At 71.0% G+C, this 635-nt stretch carries 1 protein-coding gene; it reads right to left on the reverse strand.

What is annotated here, in order from left to right; translation table 11 throughout:
* On the reverse strand, positions 1–635 hold a 635-nt coding region (locus ACOADB_RS20855; protein WP_378602958.1), incomplete at both ends, for an SGNH hydrolase domain-containing protein.

Here is a 635-nt window from a genome sequence, read left to right on the forward strand (position 1 = left end):
TTCGCCCCATTCCCGGCACTCGGGGAAGGGTTCACCGGCGACGAAAGTCATCGTGTCGGTGAAGGTGCAGCCGCCCTTGGTGTAGATCCGCACCCGCCAGCGGTTGGCCTCGGCGATGGCGTCGATCGCCGGCATCCACTGGGCGACCTTGGAGTCGCCGACGACGACCACCAGGGGACCGCCGGCAGGGTCGCCGCTGTCGCACGCCTTCACGCCGGTGTCGTAGACCTCGACGGCGCAGCCCTTCTCGTACAGGGCGGGGGAGTCGAGGACCGCGTCCACCGGGTCCGGGGTGATCACGTCGAACAGTGGTGTGGTGTCGGCGGACGGCGGGCTGGTCTCCTGGCCGCGCAGCTGCTCGGGGACCAGCTGGATGCCGGTGCCGCCGATCCCGCTGGCCGTTCCTCGTGACTGCAGCACGGCGCCCTGGAGCACCAGGCCGGCAACGGCGGCGACCAGGGTGCAGTTCAGGCCGATGGACAGGGCCAGGCGGGGCGAGGCCGCGATCGCCTTCGAGTGCCGTACGGGGCTCTCGACGAAGCGGTAGGACAGCCACGCCGGCACGACGGAGAGCAGGACGACGAGGAGGCCCTGGGTCGCGGAGAGCTCACCCCACTGCCACGTGGCCATCCGCA

Origin of the sequence: Nocardioides sp. CPCC 206348, from assembly GCF_048654705.1 — a bacterium.
Taxonomy (GTDB): domain Bacteria; phylum Actinomycetota; class Actinomycetes; order Propionibacteriales; family Nocardioidaceae; genus Nocardioides.